The organism is Kribbella sp. NPDC050820 (genome assembly GCF_040653975.1).
Taxonomy (GTDB): domain Bacteria; phylum Actinomycetota; class Actinomycetes; order Propionibacteriales; family Kribbellaceae; genus Kribbella.
Genome location: NZ_JBFAHB010000095.1, coordinates 1 through 12,599, shown reverse-complemented (window position 1 = coordinate 12,599; position 12,599 = coordinate 1). Strand labels below are relative to the sequence as shown.

The following is a 12,599-nucleotide window of genomic DNA, read 5'->3' as shown; positions in this document are numbered from 1 at the left end:
CCCAAGCTAGGTGAGCCCACCGACAATCCGGATCTTGCAGAGACTTCTCTGCAGAGACTACTCTGCAACTATGCGACGGATCGATGCCCGCAGCCTGCGCGGACTTGCGCACCCGCTCCGGATGAACATCCTGGAGGCCCTGGAGCTCGACGGCCCGGCCACCTCGACCACCCTGTCCGAGCGACTGGGCGAGAACACCGGCACGATCAGCTGGCACCTGCGCCTGCTCGCCGAGCACGGCTACATCGAGGAGGACGTCGAGCGCGGCACCAAGCGCGAGCGCTGGTGGCGGATCCCGGGCCGGACCGTCCTGGACCCGGCCGAGTTCCGCGACGACCCCGAGACCAGCGGCGCGCTCGACGTCTACCTCCGGCACTTGGTCGAGCGGTACTTCGACCGCGTCCGGACGTACGTCGACGAGAACTGGCCGGGCGAGTGGCAGCACGCAGCAGCGCTGTCCGACTGGCGCGATCTCCGGCTCACGCCGGAGCAACTCACCGCCCTCAACGAGGAGCTCGGCGAGGTCATCGACCGTTACACCAAGGTCGCACCAGCCGGCGACAACGCCGAGCGGGTCATCGTCCAGCTCCAGTCGTTCCCGCGACGGTCGGCCGACGACGAGACCGACCGGTCATGAGCCTCCTCCGGCGGCACCGCGACTTCCGACTGCTCTGGTTCGGGGAGACGATCAACCGGTTCGGCAGCGCGACCTCGGCGGTCGCACTGCCGCTGGTCGCCATCTCGCTGCTCGACGCCAGCACCTTCGAGGTCGGCGTACTCACTGCCGCCGCATGGGCACCCTGGCTCCTGATCGGTCTCCCGGTCGGCGCCTGGGTCGACCAACGCCACCGCCGTCCGCTCCTCCTCGGCAGCTCGGCCGCATCCTTCCTCCTGCTGGCGGCCATCCCCGTCGCGGCCTGGCTCGACATCCTCACGATCCACCTGCTGCTGACAGTCGCCCTCCTCACGGGAGCGGCCGCCGTCGTCTTCCAGACCGCCTACACCGCCTACCTGCCGACGCTGCTCGACCCGGCCGACCACTCCGAGGGCAACGCCAAACTCCACGGCAGCGCGTCCGCCGCCCAGCTCGCCGGCATGGGCTGCGGCGGCCTCGTCGTCCAGTACGCCGGACCAGCCAACGCGATGCTTGTCGACGCCACCACGTTCCTGATCGCGCTCGCCTGCCTGGCCGCGATCCGCTTTCGGGAGCGCCGTACGACGGAAGGCCGTCGAGCCGGCCTGATCCGGGAAGGGATCGGGCTCGTCGCACGTGACGTGTGGCTGCGGACGCTGACGATCTTCGGGGCGGTCTCGAACCTCGCGCTGATGGGCTACCAGGCCATCATCGTCGTCTTCCTGGTCCGCGAGGTGGGACTGTCCGCAGGCACGGTCGGCGCGTTGATCGCCGCGGCGACGAGCGGTGGCATTCTCGGCGCGTTCCTCGGCCGCCGTCTGGCCGCTCGCTTCGGCACCGCACGGGCGCTGCTGCTGTGCGAGCTTGGCCTGCCGACGCTCGCGCTGCTGATCCCGCTGAGCAGCGTCAGGCCGTGGCTGTACCTCGTCGGCGGCTTCGGCGTCAGCCTGGGGGTCGTCGGCGGCAACGTCATCAAGGCGACGTTCCAGCAGTCCTACTGCCCGCCGGAACTGCTTGGCCGACTCACCGCGACAGCGTCGTTCCTGAACTACGGGACGATCCCGCTCGGCGCACTGATCGGCGGAACGCTCGGCGAGCTGCTCGGTCTCGGCCCGGCGCTCTGGATCACCACAGCCGGCGTCCCGCTAGCAGGCCTGGTCCTCCTGTGCTCGCCGATGCGGGGACGGCGCGATCTGCCGGCCTACCAGGGCAGCGCCGACCCGGTCGCCGACTCCAGCCGGGTCCGGATCGACTGACGCGCCTGGTCGTAGCCGGCCTGGTTGTCGTGCAGGATCGACGCCAGGTTCGCGGCCTCGTAGTACGCGTTCAGGTCGAAGGCCAGCTGCGCCGGGTCCGCGTCCAGCTCGCCACGCTCGACCGCTTCGCGAACGACGTCCTCCATCAGGTCCATCCACTCGCGGTGCACCCCGGCCAGCGCCTCGTGGACGGCTCCCCCGCGGGCGGCGTACTCGTGGGAGACCTTCTGGAAGAAGCAGCCGCCGGGGAACACCCGGCGCCGCGAGTAGTCCAGCCAGCACTCACTCATTCGCCACACCCGCTCGAGCCCAGGCTCGAACTTGAACGCCGGGACGACCACCTCGTCCGCGTAGATCCGGCGCGCGGCCCGGATGGTCGCGAGCTGCAACTCCTCCTTCGAGCCGAAGTGGGCGAACAGCCCGCTCTTGCTGATTCCGAGCTCGGTCGCCAGCCGCCCGATCGACAGCCCTTCCAGCCCGTCGACCGAGGCGATGTCGACCGCCCGGCGCAGCACGGCGCGGCGGGTCTGGTCACCGCGCGCCAACCGCCCGTCCACCTTCTCCACCCCGCGATCCTATTCCGCTTGACCATCGGCCTTGTCCAAACTAATAATACGACCGTTCGTATTGTTTGCCAGCCGAGGAGCGAGATGACAGACATGACAACGGCGGTCGGGGCAGGGCTGCGGGCGATCGGCGCGGTCGCACCGCGGCTGGCCGGGCGGGTCGCGTTCGAGTTGTGGCGGCGGCCGCTGGCGCGTGGGCAAGTCCGCGAGGCCGAGCAGGAGATCCACGCGGCCGCCCGGGTCGAGATCGTCGACGGAATCGTCACCTACGCCTGGGGCGACGGGCGCCGACCGGTGCTGCTCGTGCACGGTTGGCGCTCCCGCGCGTCGAGGTACGCCGGCTTCGTCACCAGACTGCTCGAGCTCGGCTACAGCCCGGTCTCGTACGACGGCCCCGGGCACGGCGACTCGACCGTCCCGATGGGGACGATCCTCGACCACCGGCGGATCATCACCGCACTCGCCGGGAAGCACGGCGCCTTCGAGGGCGTGATCGCCCACTCGCTCGGTGTCCCGTTCGCCCTGTACGCCGTGCGCCAGGGGGTCGCCTCCGGGCGGATCGTGTCGATCAGCGGGTTCGCGGACTTCGGCTACCTGGTCGAGAAGTTCAGTCGCGAGCTCGGCCTGAAGGCCGGTGTGCAGAAGGAGTTGAAGAGGTCGATCGAGCGCCGGCTGTTCGACGGCGATCCGGAGATCTGGACCAAGTACTCGGTCGGGCCGGGCGCCGCCGAGTTGCTGGTGATCCACAACGACGTGGACGACGTGGTGGATCCGGCGCAGGTCGACGTACTGCTGGCGTCGTACGGGCCGAACGCTCGCTTCTCGGGCAAGACTGGGCTCGGCCACGGCCGGATCCTGTCGGACCCGGCCGTGATCGAGGAGGCCGTGGCGTTCCTAGATGTCGCGGAACGTCTCGATCTGGGCGCCTAGCGAGTTGAGCCGGGTGGCCAGGTCCTCGTAGCCGCGGTTGATCACGTAGACGCTGCGCAGCACCGACGTGCCCTTCGCGGCCATCATCGCGATCAGCGTGACCACGGCCGGCCGGAGCGCCGGCGGGCACATGATCTCGGCGCCGGAGAAGTGCGTCGGGCCCTCGACCATCACCCGGTGCGGGTCGAGCAGCTTGACCCGGCCACCCAGCTTGTTCAGGTCGGTCAGGTAGATCGCGCGGTTCTCGTAGACCCAGTCGTGGATCAGCGTCTGCCCGGTCGCGGTCGCCGCGATCACCGCGAAGAACGGCAGGTTGTCGATGTTCAGGCCGGGGAACGGCATCGGGTGGATCTTGTCGATCGGCGCGTGCAGCCGCGACGGCCGGGTGGTCAGGTCGACCAGCCGGGTCCGGCCGTTCTCGGCCAGGTACTCCGCGCTGCGGCTGTAGTCGAGGCCCATCTCCTCCAGCAGCGCCAGCTCGATCTCCAGGAACTCGATCGGCGCCCGCCGGATGGTGATCTCCGACTTGGTCACGATCGCCGCGGTGAGCAGGCTCATCGCCTCGATCGGGTCCTCCGACGGCGCGTAGTCGACGTCCACGTCGATCTCGGCCCTGCCGTGCACCGTGAGCGTCGTGGTACCGATGCCGTCGATCTGCACGCCGAGCAGGTCGAGGTAGAAGCACAGGTCCTGGACCATGTAGTTCGAGCTCGCGTTGCGGATCACCGTCACGCCGTCGTACCGGGCCGCGGCCATGATCGCGTTCTCGGTCACGGTGTCGCCGCGCTCGGTCAGCACGATCGGCTTGCCCGGCGTCACCGCGCGATTCACCATCGCGTGGTACTCGCCGCCGGTCGCCTTCACGTCCAGGCCGAACGGCCGCAGCGCCGCCATGTGCGGCTCGACCGTCCGGGTGCCGAGGTCGCAGCCACCGGCGTACGGGAGCTGGAAGGTGTCCTCGCGGTGCAGCAGCGGGCCGAGGAACATGATGATCGAGCGGGTACGGCGGGCCGCCTCGGCATCCATCGCGGCCAGGTCCAGGTGGGCCGGCGGGACGATCTCCAGGTCGCCGGCGTCGTTCAGCCAGGTGGTCCGGACGCCGATCGAGTTGAGCACCTCGAGCAGCCGGTTGACCTCTTCGATCCGGGCGACCTTGCGCAGCGTGGTGCGGCCCTTGTTCAGCAGGCTGGCGCACAGCAGCGCGACGCCGGCGTTCTTGCTGGACTTGACGTCGATCGCCCCGGACAACTGCCGGCCGCCGGCCACGCGCAGGTGGACCGGGCCGCCGCCGAGAGAGACAATTTCAGAGTCGAGTGCCTCGCCGATCCGGGCGAGCATCTCCAGGGTGAGGTTCTGATGACCCTTCTCGATCCTGTTCACCGCACTCTGGCTGGTGTTCAGTACGTCTGCGAGTTGCGCCTGTGTCCACCCGCGGTGCTTGCGGGCGTCCCGGATGAGATTGCCGATCCGGCTCAGGTAGTCATCAGTCATGCGCGGGACCTTATCTCACATGTGAGATACCCCAGCACCGACCCGCCGTGACCAGTGTAGCCAATGTCACGCCGGCCCGATCACCGCCCCCTCGGCCGCTGACAGCACAGCAAAGTCTCGCCCCCTACAGTCCGTCGAGACGCCCGCCGCCTAGAGTTACCCCAACTCCCGCCGCCACCCGGAGAGGACCCTGCAGATGGCCGATGACACCTCCGCCGCCGTGGTGAACGAGTTCGAGGCGGAGTCGTGGCCGCTGGAAGCGGCGGCGGACAGCCTGCACCAGGTGATCGACGGCTTCCAGAACGGCGACACCCGGCCGCTGGTCATCGGCGACGGCGACCAGCCGGTCCTGGTGGTGCTCGCGATCGCCGACCTGGCCGACTTCCGGGCCCGGATCGCGGAGCTGCTGGCGAACCCGGTGGACGCCGGCTGGCTGCGCTACTACCTGCGCTCGCACTTCGACATGAGCTCGGAGCGGCTGGTCGAGCTGCTCGGCGTCGACGCCGACCACGGCCTGTCCTCGCTGGCCAGCCAGGTCAACGTCGAGCAGGCCGCCGTACTGATGCCTGATCATCTGCGCCGGACCGAGGCCGGCGGGAACCCGCTGATGCTGATCGGCGACGGGATGATGGCGAGCGCGGCGCTGCTCGCGTTCCCGGCGTTCCAGGTGCTGCTCGCGATGGAGAGCGACGGCAAGGTCGACGACGACTCCTGCGCGCACGACGACGACGAGAAGCCGACCACGCCGCTCGAGGTGCTGGCCGAGCGGCTCGGTCCGGTGGCGACCCAGCTGGTCGCGCAGATCAACGCCGGCCGCGAGCCCGGCCTGCCGCGGTACGAGCTGCACTTCGAGGACGACCTGGTCGAGCACCTGCGCGACCTGGAGGCGCGTGCGGAGAAGGCGCCGGGCGGCGGTGCGCACGACGAGCTGAACGACCTGCTGCACCAGTTCGACCAGATGCGCAGCGGGCTGGTCGAGGTCGAGGAGGACGACGAGCCGGGCGAGGCGCCGTACCTGGAGGCGACCGATCTCAAGGCGGCGTTCCCGGAGCTGCGGGACAACTTCCGCGGCGGCTCCGACGACCCGTACCTGGTCGGCCTCGACGGCCGGCCGCTCGCCGGGCTGATCACCTTCGACCTGTACGAGGAGCTGCAGAAGGTCTCGGTCGAGCTGGACGGCACCGACGAGGCGCCGGTGCTTCCGCTGCCCGCGCCGCGCTGGGAGCACGGTCCGCGGATGCTGCCGTTCGAGGCCGCGGTCGAGGTGTGCGAGGCGGTCATCGAGGACATCTCGAACGGCGAGGCCTCAATGGTCTTCGTCGAAGACGAGGACGGCGAGCCCGAGCTCGTCCTGGCCCCCATCGTCTGGCTCTGGGCCTACGTAGACCACCTCAACCTGGAAGCCGCCGACGCCTGACGTCCCTCCCCCGCCCCATGCGTTCGAGGGGATATCCGTTCGCAGGCAGCCTTCTCCCCTCGTGTGGGAGCAGAGAAGGCACGCGCCGAGGGGTTATCCCCTCGAAGGCGACCGGGGCGGGAGGGGTCAGTTGAAGGGGAAGAGGGGTTGCCATTCGGCGAGGGTGGCTAGCTCGTAGATGTTGGCGGGGGTGTAGGGGTCCTTGGCGAGGATGTCGCGGAGCTCGGCCTCGTCGGCGACGTCGTACACGAGCAGGGCGCCGGTCTGGTCGGTGAAGGGTCCGGCGGCGACGAGCTTGCCGGCTTCCTTCAGCGAGTTGAGGTACTCGCGGTGCGCCGGGCGGACCTCCAGCCGGCGGTCGGTCTCGGCGAGGTCGAAGCGCAGCTGCACGACGTAGAGGGCCATGCCGAAACCCTACACGGCCTGCTGCACAAGGGATTTGGTGCGGGAAAGGGCGTCACGAGCCGCCACAGCGGCTGGTTCAGGTCAGACCCGAAAGTCGACGAGTGATCGCCCTTCCCGCCCGGTTAGTTTGACTGGTCGACGAGCCGGGATGCAAGGGGTTGGTTAAGGAAATTGCTGCAGACAGTTGAGTCAGGTAACGCTTCGTGATCGAACCCCGGCCGCATCGATCCTGGCGCCGATGCAGCCGTACAGTCCGTCACGCCGCTCGGTTGTCAAGGCCCGATGTCCCGAGTACGACGACAGCACTTCGAGGTACTGCGACGTCGTGTAGGCCAGATCGCGTTCGTACCGGCGGAACTCCACCGGCCCGAAAAGACCGGTCGCGTCGATCTCGGAGGCGTCCTGCGGAAACGCATCCGCCGGCTGCAGCCCGGTGGTGTCCGCGTCGTCCATGAACTGCTGGTAGCAGTACATGATGTCGGCGAAGAGCTGCACGCTGCCGCCGAGGATGTGCTCGGTCGACACCACCGCCAGCAAGCCGCCCGGACGCAGTACCGGCAGCTCCGCGAGGCCGTCCCGCACGCTACCGACGTACGTTGAGAACCCACCAACCATTTTCCGGCGCGCGGAATGGTTGGTGGGTTCTCGAGGTCGGTCAGGCGAGGGCGGCGCGGCCTGCCTCGAGGCGGGCTACGGGGATGCGGAACGGGGAGCACGAGACGTAGTCGAGGCCCACCTCGTGGAAGAAGTGGATGCTGTCCGGGTCGCCGCCGTGCTCGCCGCAGATGCCGAGCTTGAGGTCGGACTTGGTGGCCCGGCCGCGCTCGGCGCCGGTCCGCACCAGCGCGCCGACCCCCTCACGGTCGATCGACTCGAACGGCGACACCGCGAAGATGCCCTTTTCCAGGTACCGGGAGAAGAACGCCCCCTCGACGTCGTCGCGGCTGAAGCCCCACGTGGTCTGGGTCAGGTCGTTGGTGCCGAACGAGAAGAAGTCGGCCGCCTCGGCGATCTGGTCCGCGATCACCGCGGCCCGCGGCAGCTCGATCATGGTGCCGATCGGGATCGACCACTCGACGCCGATCTCGGCTAGTACACCTTCCACCTCGTCGCGGGCCAGGTGCAGCTCCTGGACCGCACCGACCAGCGGAATCATGATCTCCGGCTGCGGGTCCTTGCCCTGCTGCCGGAGCTCGACCGCCGCGGACGCGATCGCCCGGACCTGCATCGCGAACAGGCCGGGGATGACCAGGCCGAGCCGGACCCCGCGCAGGCCGAGCATCGGGTTCTCCTCGTGCAGCCGCTCGACCGCGGTCAGCAGCGCGGCGTCGTGCCCGGGCTCCTCACCGCGCTCGCGGGCCAACGCGACCTTGACCGCGAGCTCCTCCATCGACGGCAGGAACTCGTGCAGCGGCGGGTCGATCAGCCGGATCGTCACCGGCTGCCCGTCCATCGCGGCCAGCAGTTCGAGGAAGTCGCCGCGCTGCAACGGCTCGAGCTCGGCCAGCGCAGCCTCCCGGTCGGCGTCGTTGTCGGCCAGGATCAGCCGCTCGACCGACTCCCGCCGCTCCCCCAGGAACATGTGCTCGGTCCGGCACAACCCGATCCCCGCGGCGCCGAACCGCCGGGCCCGGGCCGCGTCGTCGGCCGTGTCCGCGTTGGTTCGTACGCCGAGGCGCCGTACCTGGTCGGCGTGGCTGATCAGCCGGTGCACCGAGGCGACCAGCTCGTCGCCGGCCTCGGGAGCCAGCGTGCCCTCGAAGTACTGCACGACCGGGGACGCGACGACCGGGACCTCGCCCTTGAACACCTCGCCGGTGGTGCCGTCGATCGAGATCGTCTCGCCGGCCTCGATCACCGTGCCGTTCACCTTGATGGTGCCCTGGGCAACGTTCACGTCGAGCTCCTCGGCGCCGCAGACACAGGTCTTGCCCATGCCACGGGCGACCACGGCCGCGTGCGAGGTCTTGCCGCCGCGGCTGGTCAGGATGCCCTGCGCCGCGATCATGCCGTGCAGGTCGTCCGGGTTCGTCTCGCGGCGGACCAGGATCACCTTCTCGCCGCGCTCGGCCGCCTCGACCGCGGCGGCCGAGGTGAACACCACCGTGCCCGAGGCGGCGCCCGGCGACGCGCCGATCGCCTTGGTGATCCGCTCCTTGTCCGCGTCCGCGTCGAACCGCGGGAACATCAGCTGCGCCAGCTGGGCGCCCTTCACCCGCTTCAGCGCCTCGTCGGTGTCGATCACGCCCTCGTCGACCAGGCTGGTCGCGATCCGGAAGGCGGCCGCCGCGGTCCGCTTGCCGACCCGGGTCTGCAGCATCCACAGCTTGCCACGTTCGACGGTGAACTCGATGTCGCACAGGTCGCGGTAGTGCCCCTCGAGCTTGGCCATGATCGCCATCAGGTCGTCGTACGACGTCTTGTCGAGCTGTTCCATGTCCGCCAGCGGGACGGTGTTGCGGATGCCGGCCACCACGTCCTCGCCCTGCGCGTTCTGCAGGTAGTCGCCGTACACGCCGGGCTGGCCGCTCGCGGGGTCACGGGTGAACGCGACGCCGGTGCCGGAGTCCATGCCGAGGTTGCCGAACACCATCGAGCAGATGTTGACCGCCGTGCCGAGGTCGGTGGCGATCCGCTCCTGGCGGCGGTAGAGGACGGCGCGGTCGGCGTTCCAGGACCGGAACACGGCCTCGATCGCGAGGTCCATCTGGGTCCGCGGGTCCTGCGGGAAATCGCGGCCGGTGTGCTCGTGGACGGCGCGCTTGAACGTCTCGACCAGGGCCTTCAGGTCGTCGGCGTCCAGGTCGAGGTCGTTCCGCGTGCCCTTCGTCTCCTTGGCCGCCTCCAGCGCCTCGTCGAAGACCTCGCCGTCCACGTCCAGCACGGTCTTGCCGAACATCTGGATCAGCCGCCGGTACGCGTCCCAGGCGAACCGCGGGTTGCCGGACTGGTGGGCCAGACCGTTCACCGAGTCGTCGTTCAGGCCGACGTTGAGGACGGTCTCCATCATCCCCGGCATCGACGCGGCCGCACCGGAACGCACCGACACGAGCAGCGGGTCGTCGGCCTGGCCGAGCTTCTTGCCCATCTTCTGCTGCAGCGCGTCGACGTGGTGATCGATCTCGTCGGCCAGCTCCGCGGGGACCGCGCCGGTGCGCAGGAACTCCTTGCAGGCCTCGGTGGTGATGGTGAAACCGGGTGGCACGGGAAGGCCGAGATTGGTCATCTCGGCCAGGTTCGCCCCCTTCCCGCCGAGCAGGTCCTTCATGTCCTTGTTGCCTTCGGCGAAGTCGTAGACGAGTTTCGGCACGATCACTCCCTGGGTTTCAGGTGGCGTTTCAGGCGCGGGGAGGTGACCCGCTGGCCCATCGACTCCGGCGGCGGGGGCGTGTTTTCAGAGTAAGCCCAAAAACCAGTCCAGTTGAACACTGGTCTCACGATGTCGACGTGACCCTGCCCACAGGTCAAAGGCCGGAAAACCCTTCCCCTGTTGACAACGCGAGACAATCACCATGTTTGCCGAGGAAACGCAGAAGCAGGGTGTTACCCACCTTCCGGATGGGTACCACCCTGCTTTTCGGGCTGCTGCTACAGCTTCCGGCGGGTCCTCAGGTAGTCGCCGACGACGGCGGCGCCGAGGCCGTCGGGGTCGGGGGCCAGCACGCGGCCGCCGCTGCGGCGGGCGAGGAGGTCGACGAACGCGTTCAGGCGCGGGTCCTCGCCGAGGCGGAAGACGGTCAGCGAGGCGCCGAGCTTGGCGAGCCGGTCGACCTCGAAGATGGTCTTGCGCAGGGTGGCCGGTTCGGGCGGGTAGGAGAACTCGGCCGTCCCGTCCGGCTCCAGGTGGGCGGTCGGCTCGCCGTCGGTCACCATCAGCACGACCGGCTGGGCGTCCGGGTGACGACGGAGGTGACGCCCGGCCAGCAGCAGGGCGTGATGCGCGTTGGTGCCCTGTTCCCAGGTGCCTTCCATCCCGATCAACTGCGGTAGCTCGACGACTCCGGCGTACCGGCCGAAGGTGATCAGCTGGAGTGCGTCGTTGCGGTAGCGCGTCGAGATCAGCTGGTGCAGCGCGAGCGCCGTCCGCTTCATCGGCAGCCAACGACCTTCCTGCACCATCGACCACGAGGTGTCCACCAGCAACGCGACCGCGGCCCGGGCGCGGTGCTCGGTCTCGGCGATCTCCACGTCCGACACGTCGAGCTTGACCGACCCGCTCCGCGAAGCAGTCCGCAGTACGGCGTTCCGCACCGTGCGCGGCACGTCCCACGGCTGGGTGTCACCGAACTCCCACGGCCGCGAGGACCCGCTCAGCTCACCGGCCGCACCGGCGTTCGCCGCGTCCCGTTCACCCGAGCCCCGAGCGGTCCGCAGTACGTCGGCCAACGCCGTCTGACCGAGTTGGCGCAAGGCCTTCGGCGACAACCGCAACGAACCGTCCGGCGCCCGCTCGAGCAACCCCTGGTCGCGAAGCTGCCGCTCGAGCTCGGACAACCGCCGCGCATCGACCGTCGCCTCGTCACCGAGCTGCCGGGTGAGCGCATCCAGGTCGATGTCCTCGAGCCGCGCCCCCGGGTAGGACTGCGCGAGCTGCTCGGCCAACGCGTCCAGCTCGGCCAGGTCCGACATCGCCCGCGCACCCTCTGCGAGGCCGAGTGGATCGTCACCACTCATCTGGTTCGAACCGGTCCAGTCCTCCCCCGGCCGCAGCGCCTGCAGCTGGGAGTCCAGCTGCGCCAGCTGCTGGGCGAGCTGCGGACTGCCGAACGCCTGCTGCGACAGCTCCATCAACTCGGCCCGCTGCTCGGGCGTCATCGAGTTCAGCATCCGATGCGCCGCGGCCGCCCGCTGCGCCAGGACGTCGATCAGCTCGTCGACGTTTCGCGGGTTCTCCGGGAAGAACTCGCCGTGCTTGGCCATGAACTCGTCGAACAGCTGCGGGACCTCCGGCCGGCCCTGCGCGTGCGCGGCGAGCAACGCATTCAGGTCGGTCAGCATCTCGTTGATCCGGGCAACGTCTTCCGGCGTGGTCTGCTGCAACGCCTCCTTCATGCCCTCGAACCGGGACCCGAGCAGCTCCTTGCCGAGCAACTCCCGGATCTGCTCGTACTTCTCTCGCGCTTCCGACGACTCCCACTGGTAGTTCGCAAGCTCCCGTACGGCGGCCGCCGTACCGGACGGAAGCGCGTCGAGCTCAGCCTCCTTGAAGCGGGCGTCGTCGGACGGGTTCGGGAACAGCTCCCGGCGCTCGGCCTCGAGCGCCTCGTCGAGCAGCCGCTGGACGTCGCGCAACGTGCCGTCGAGGTTATGCCGCCGCTGGATCTCGCGGCGGCGCTCCCACAGCCGGCGGGTGAGGTCGTCCAGACCCTGCGTGCTCCGGGTGCCGCGCCGGAGCAGCTCCTCCAGCGCGGACCGCGGCGACGAGCCGTTCATCACGTCACGGCCGATCTCGTCCAGCGCGTCGCGCAGGTCCACCGGCGCGGCAAGCGGATCCGGACCGTCGTGCCACGGCCCGTACGACCAGCCTTCTGGAATGGACGCGGTCACGGGTGCCCTCCGTTCGAGCTCAGTGCGTCAGCTCCGGTGGTCAGGTGGGTGGATCGCAAGGCGGAGGAAGCGCTCGATGCGGGGTTCATCGTGCGCTTCCGACAACGCAGCGAGGCGCCCGCCTGGGCGCCGGAGATGGCGTGCGGAGCTCGAACGGCGGGCACCCTAGACTCCGTACACCGTGGTGTCGTTGTCGGCGTCTTTGGCCAGGCGTTTCGACAGGTAGAGCGCCTCCAGGGCGAGCTCGACCGCGGCGGCGATCCGGCCGGGCGACTCGTTCGGGTCCACGCCCGCCCGGGCGGCGACATCGTGCAGCACCGGCAGCTCGGGCAGGGCCGCGAGCACGTCGCGGC

At 69.4% G+C, this 12,599-nt stretch carries 10 protein-coding genes and 1 pseudogene; 4 read left to right on the top strand and 7 right to left on the bottom strand.

Translation table 11 applies throughout. The features are described 5' to 3' along the window. The first annotated feature begins 70 nt into the window (after window positions 1-70). Both AB0H36_RS43005 and AB0H36_RS43000 read left to right on the top strand, forming a co-directional pair. The gene (locus tag AB0H36_RS43005; RefSeq protein WP_360537013.1) at window positions 71-637 is read left to right on the top strand and encodes a winged helix-turn-helix domain-containing protein; all 567 of its coding nucleotides are present in this window, start codon (window positions 71-73) and stop codon (window positions 635-637) included. Beyond that, window positions 634-1,890, top strand: a complete 1,257-nt coding sequence (locus tag AB0H36_RS43000) for an MFS transporter (RefSeq protein WP_360537011.1) — start codon at window positions 634-636, stop codon at window positions 1,888-1,890. Before AB0H36_RS43005 ends, AB0H36_RS43000 begins: the two co-directional genes overlap by 4 nt. Here AB0H36_RS43000 and AB0H36_RS42995 read toward each other — a convergent pair. Next, entirely contained in the window at window positions 1,836-2,456 is a 621-nt protein-coding gene (locus tag AB0H36_RS42995) for a TetR/AcrR family transcriptional regulator (RefSeq protein WP_360537009.1), read from the bottom strand. The genes AB0H36_RS43000 and AB0H36_RS42995 overlap by 55 nt on opposite strands. Window positions 2,457-2,540: 84 nt before the next feature. On the opposite strand from AB0H36_RS42995, the gene AB0H36_RS42990 reads away from it, so the two are divergent. Further along, a complete protein-coding gene (locus AB0H36_RS42990; RefSeq protein ID WP_360537007.1) occupies window positions 2,541-3,386 on the top strand; it encodes an alpha/beta hydrolase in 846 nt (281 codons plus the stop codon). On the opposite strand, the gene AB0H36_RS42985 is transcribed toward AB0H36_RS42990, so the two are convergent. Beyond that, entirely contained in the window at window positions 3,351-4,877 is a 1,527-nt protein-coding gene (locus tag AB0H36_RS42985; protein ID WP_360537005.1) for a UDP-N-acetylglucosamine 1-carboxyvinyltransferase, read from the bottom strand. The genes AB0H36_RS42990 and AB0H36_RS42985 overlap by 36 nt on opposite strands. A gap of 196 nt (window positions 4,878-5,073) precedes the next feature. Between AB0H36_RS42985 and AB0H36_RS42980 the strand changes: the two genes are divergently transcribed. After that, window positions 5,074-6,294, top strand: coding sequence for a hypothetical protein (locus AB0H36_RS42980; RefSeq protein ID WP_360537003.1), 1,221 nt, complete (start codon window positions 5,074-5,076; stop codon window positions 6,292-6,294). Between the two features lie 126 nt (window positions 6,295-6,420). On the opposite strand, the gene AB0H36_RS42975 is transcribed toward AB0H36_RS42980, so the two are convergent. The 5 genes and pseudogenes from AB0H36_RS42975 to AB0H36_RS42955 all read right to left on the bottom strand — a co-directional run. After that, complete coding sequence (locus AB0H36_RS42975; RefSeq protein WP_360537001.1) at window positions 6,421-6,699, bottom strand: muconolactone Delta-isomerase family protein; 279 nt, start codon at window positions 6,697-6,699, stop codon at window positions 6,421-6,423. Window positions 6,700-6,888: 189 nt separating this feature from the next. Then, on the bottom strand, window positions 6,889-7,281 hold the full coding sequence (locus tag AB0H36_RS42970) for a hypothetical protein (protein WP_360536999.1): 393 nt from the start codon (window positions 7,279-7,281) through the stop codon (window positions 6,889-6,891). 73 nt (window positions 7,282-7,354) lie between these two features. Next, window positions 7,355-10,012 (bottom strand): pyruvate, phosphate dikinase, encoded by a 2,658-nt coding sequence (ppdK, locus tag AB0H36_RS42965; RefSeq protein ID WP_360537051.1) that lies wholly within the window; start codon window positions 10,010-10,012, stop codon window positions 7,355-7,357. A 275-nt stretch (window positions 10,013-10,287) separates the two neighbouring features. After that, window positions 10,288-12,246 (bottom strand): VWA domain-containing protein, encoded by a 1,959-nt coding sequence (locus tag AB0H36_RS42960; protein WP_360536997.1) that lies wholly within the window; start codon window positions 12,244-12,246, stop codon window positions 10,288-10,290. A 165-nt stretch (window positions 12,247-12,411) separates the two neighbouring features. Beyond that, window positions 12,412-12,599 (bottom strand): annotated as a pseudogene (locus tag AB0H36_RS42955) (magnesium chelatase); the annotation flags it as partial.

What these genes read in the sequence shown, in the direction of transcription:
- AB0H36_RS43005 (WP_360537013.1), top strand. Translation starts at nt 71, where the DNA reads ATGCGACGGATCGATGCCCGCAGCCTGCGCGGACTTGCGCACCCGCTC.
- AB0H36_RS43000 (WP_360537011.1), top strand. Translation starts at nt 634, where the DNA reads ATGAGCCTCCTCCGGCGGCACCGCGACTTCCGACTGCTCTGGTTCGGG.
- AB0H36_RS42990 (WP_360537007.1), top strand. Translation starts at nt 2,541, where the DNA reads ATGACAGACATGACAACGGCGGTCGGGGCAGGGCTGCGGGCGATCGGC.
- AB0H36_RS42985 (WP_360537005.1), bottom strand. Translation starts at nt 4,877, where the DNA reads ATGACTGATGACTACCTGAGCCGGATCGGCAATCTCATCCGGGACGCC.
- AB0H36_RS42980 (WP_360537003.1), top strand. Translation starts at nt 5,074, where the DNA reads ATGGCCGATGACACCTCCGCCGCCGTGGTGAACGAGTTCGAGGCGGAG.
- AB0H36_RS42975 (WP_360537001.1), bottom strand. Translation starts at nt 6,699, where the DNA reads ATGGCCCTCTACGTCGTGCAGCTGCGCTTCGACCTCGCCGAGACCGAC.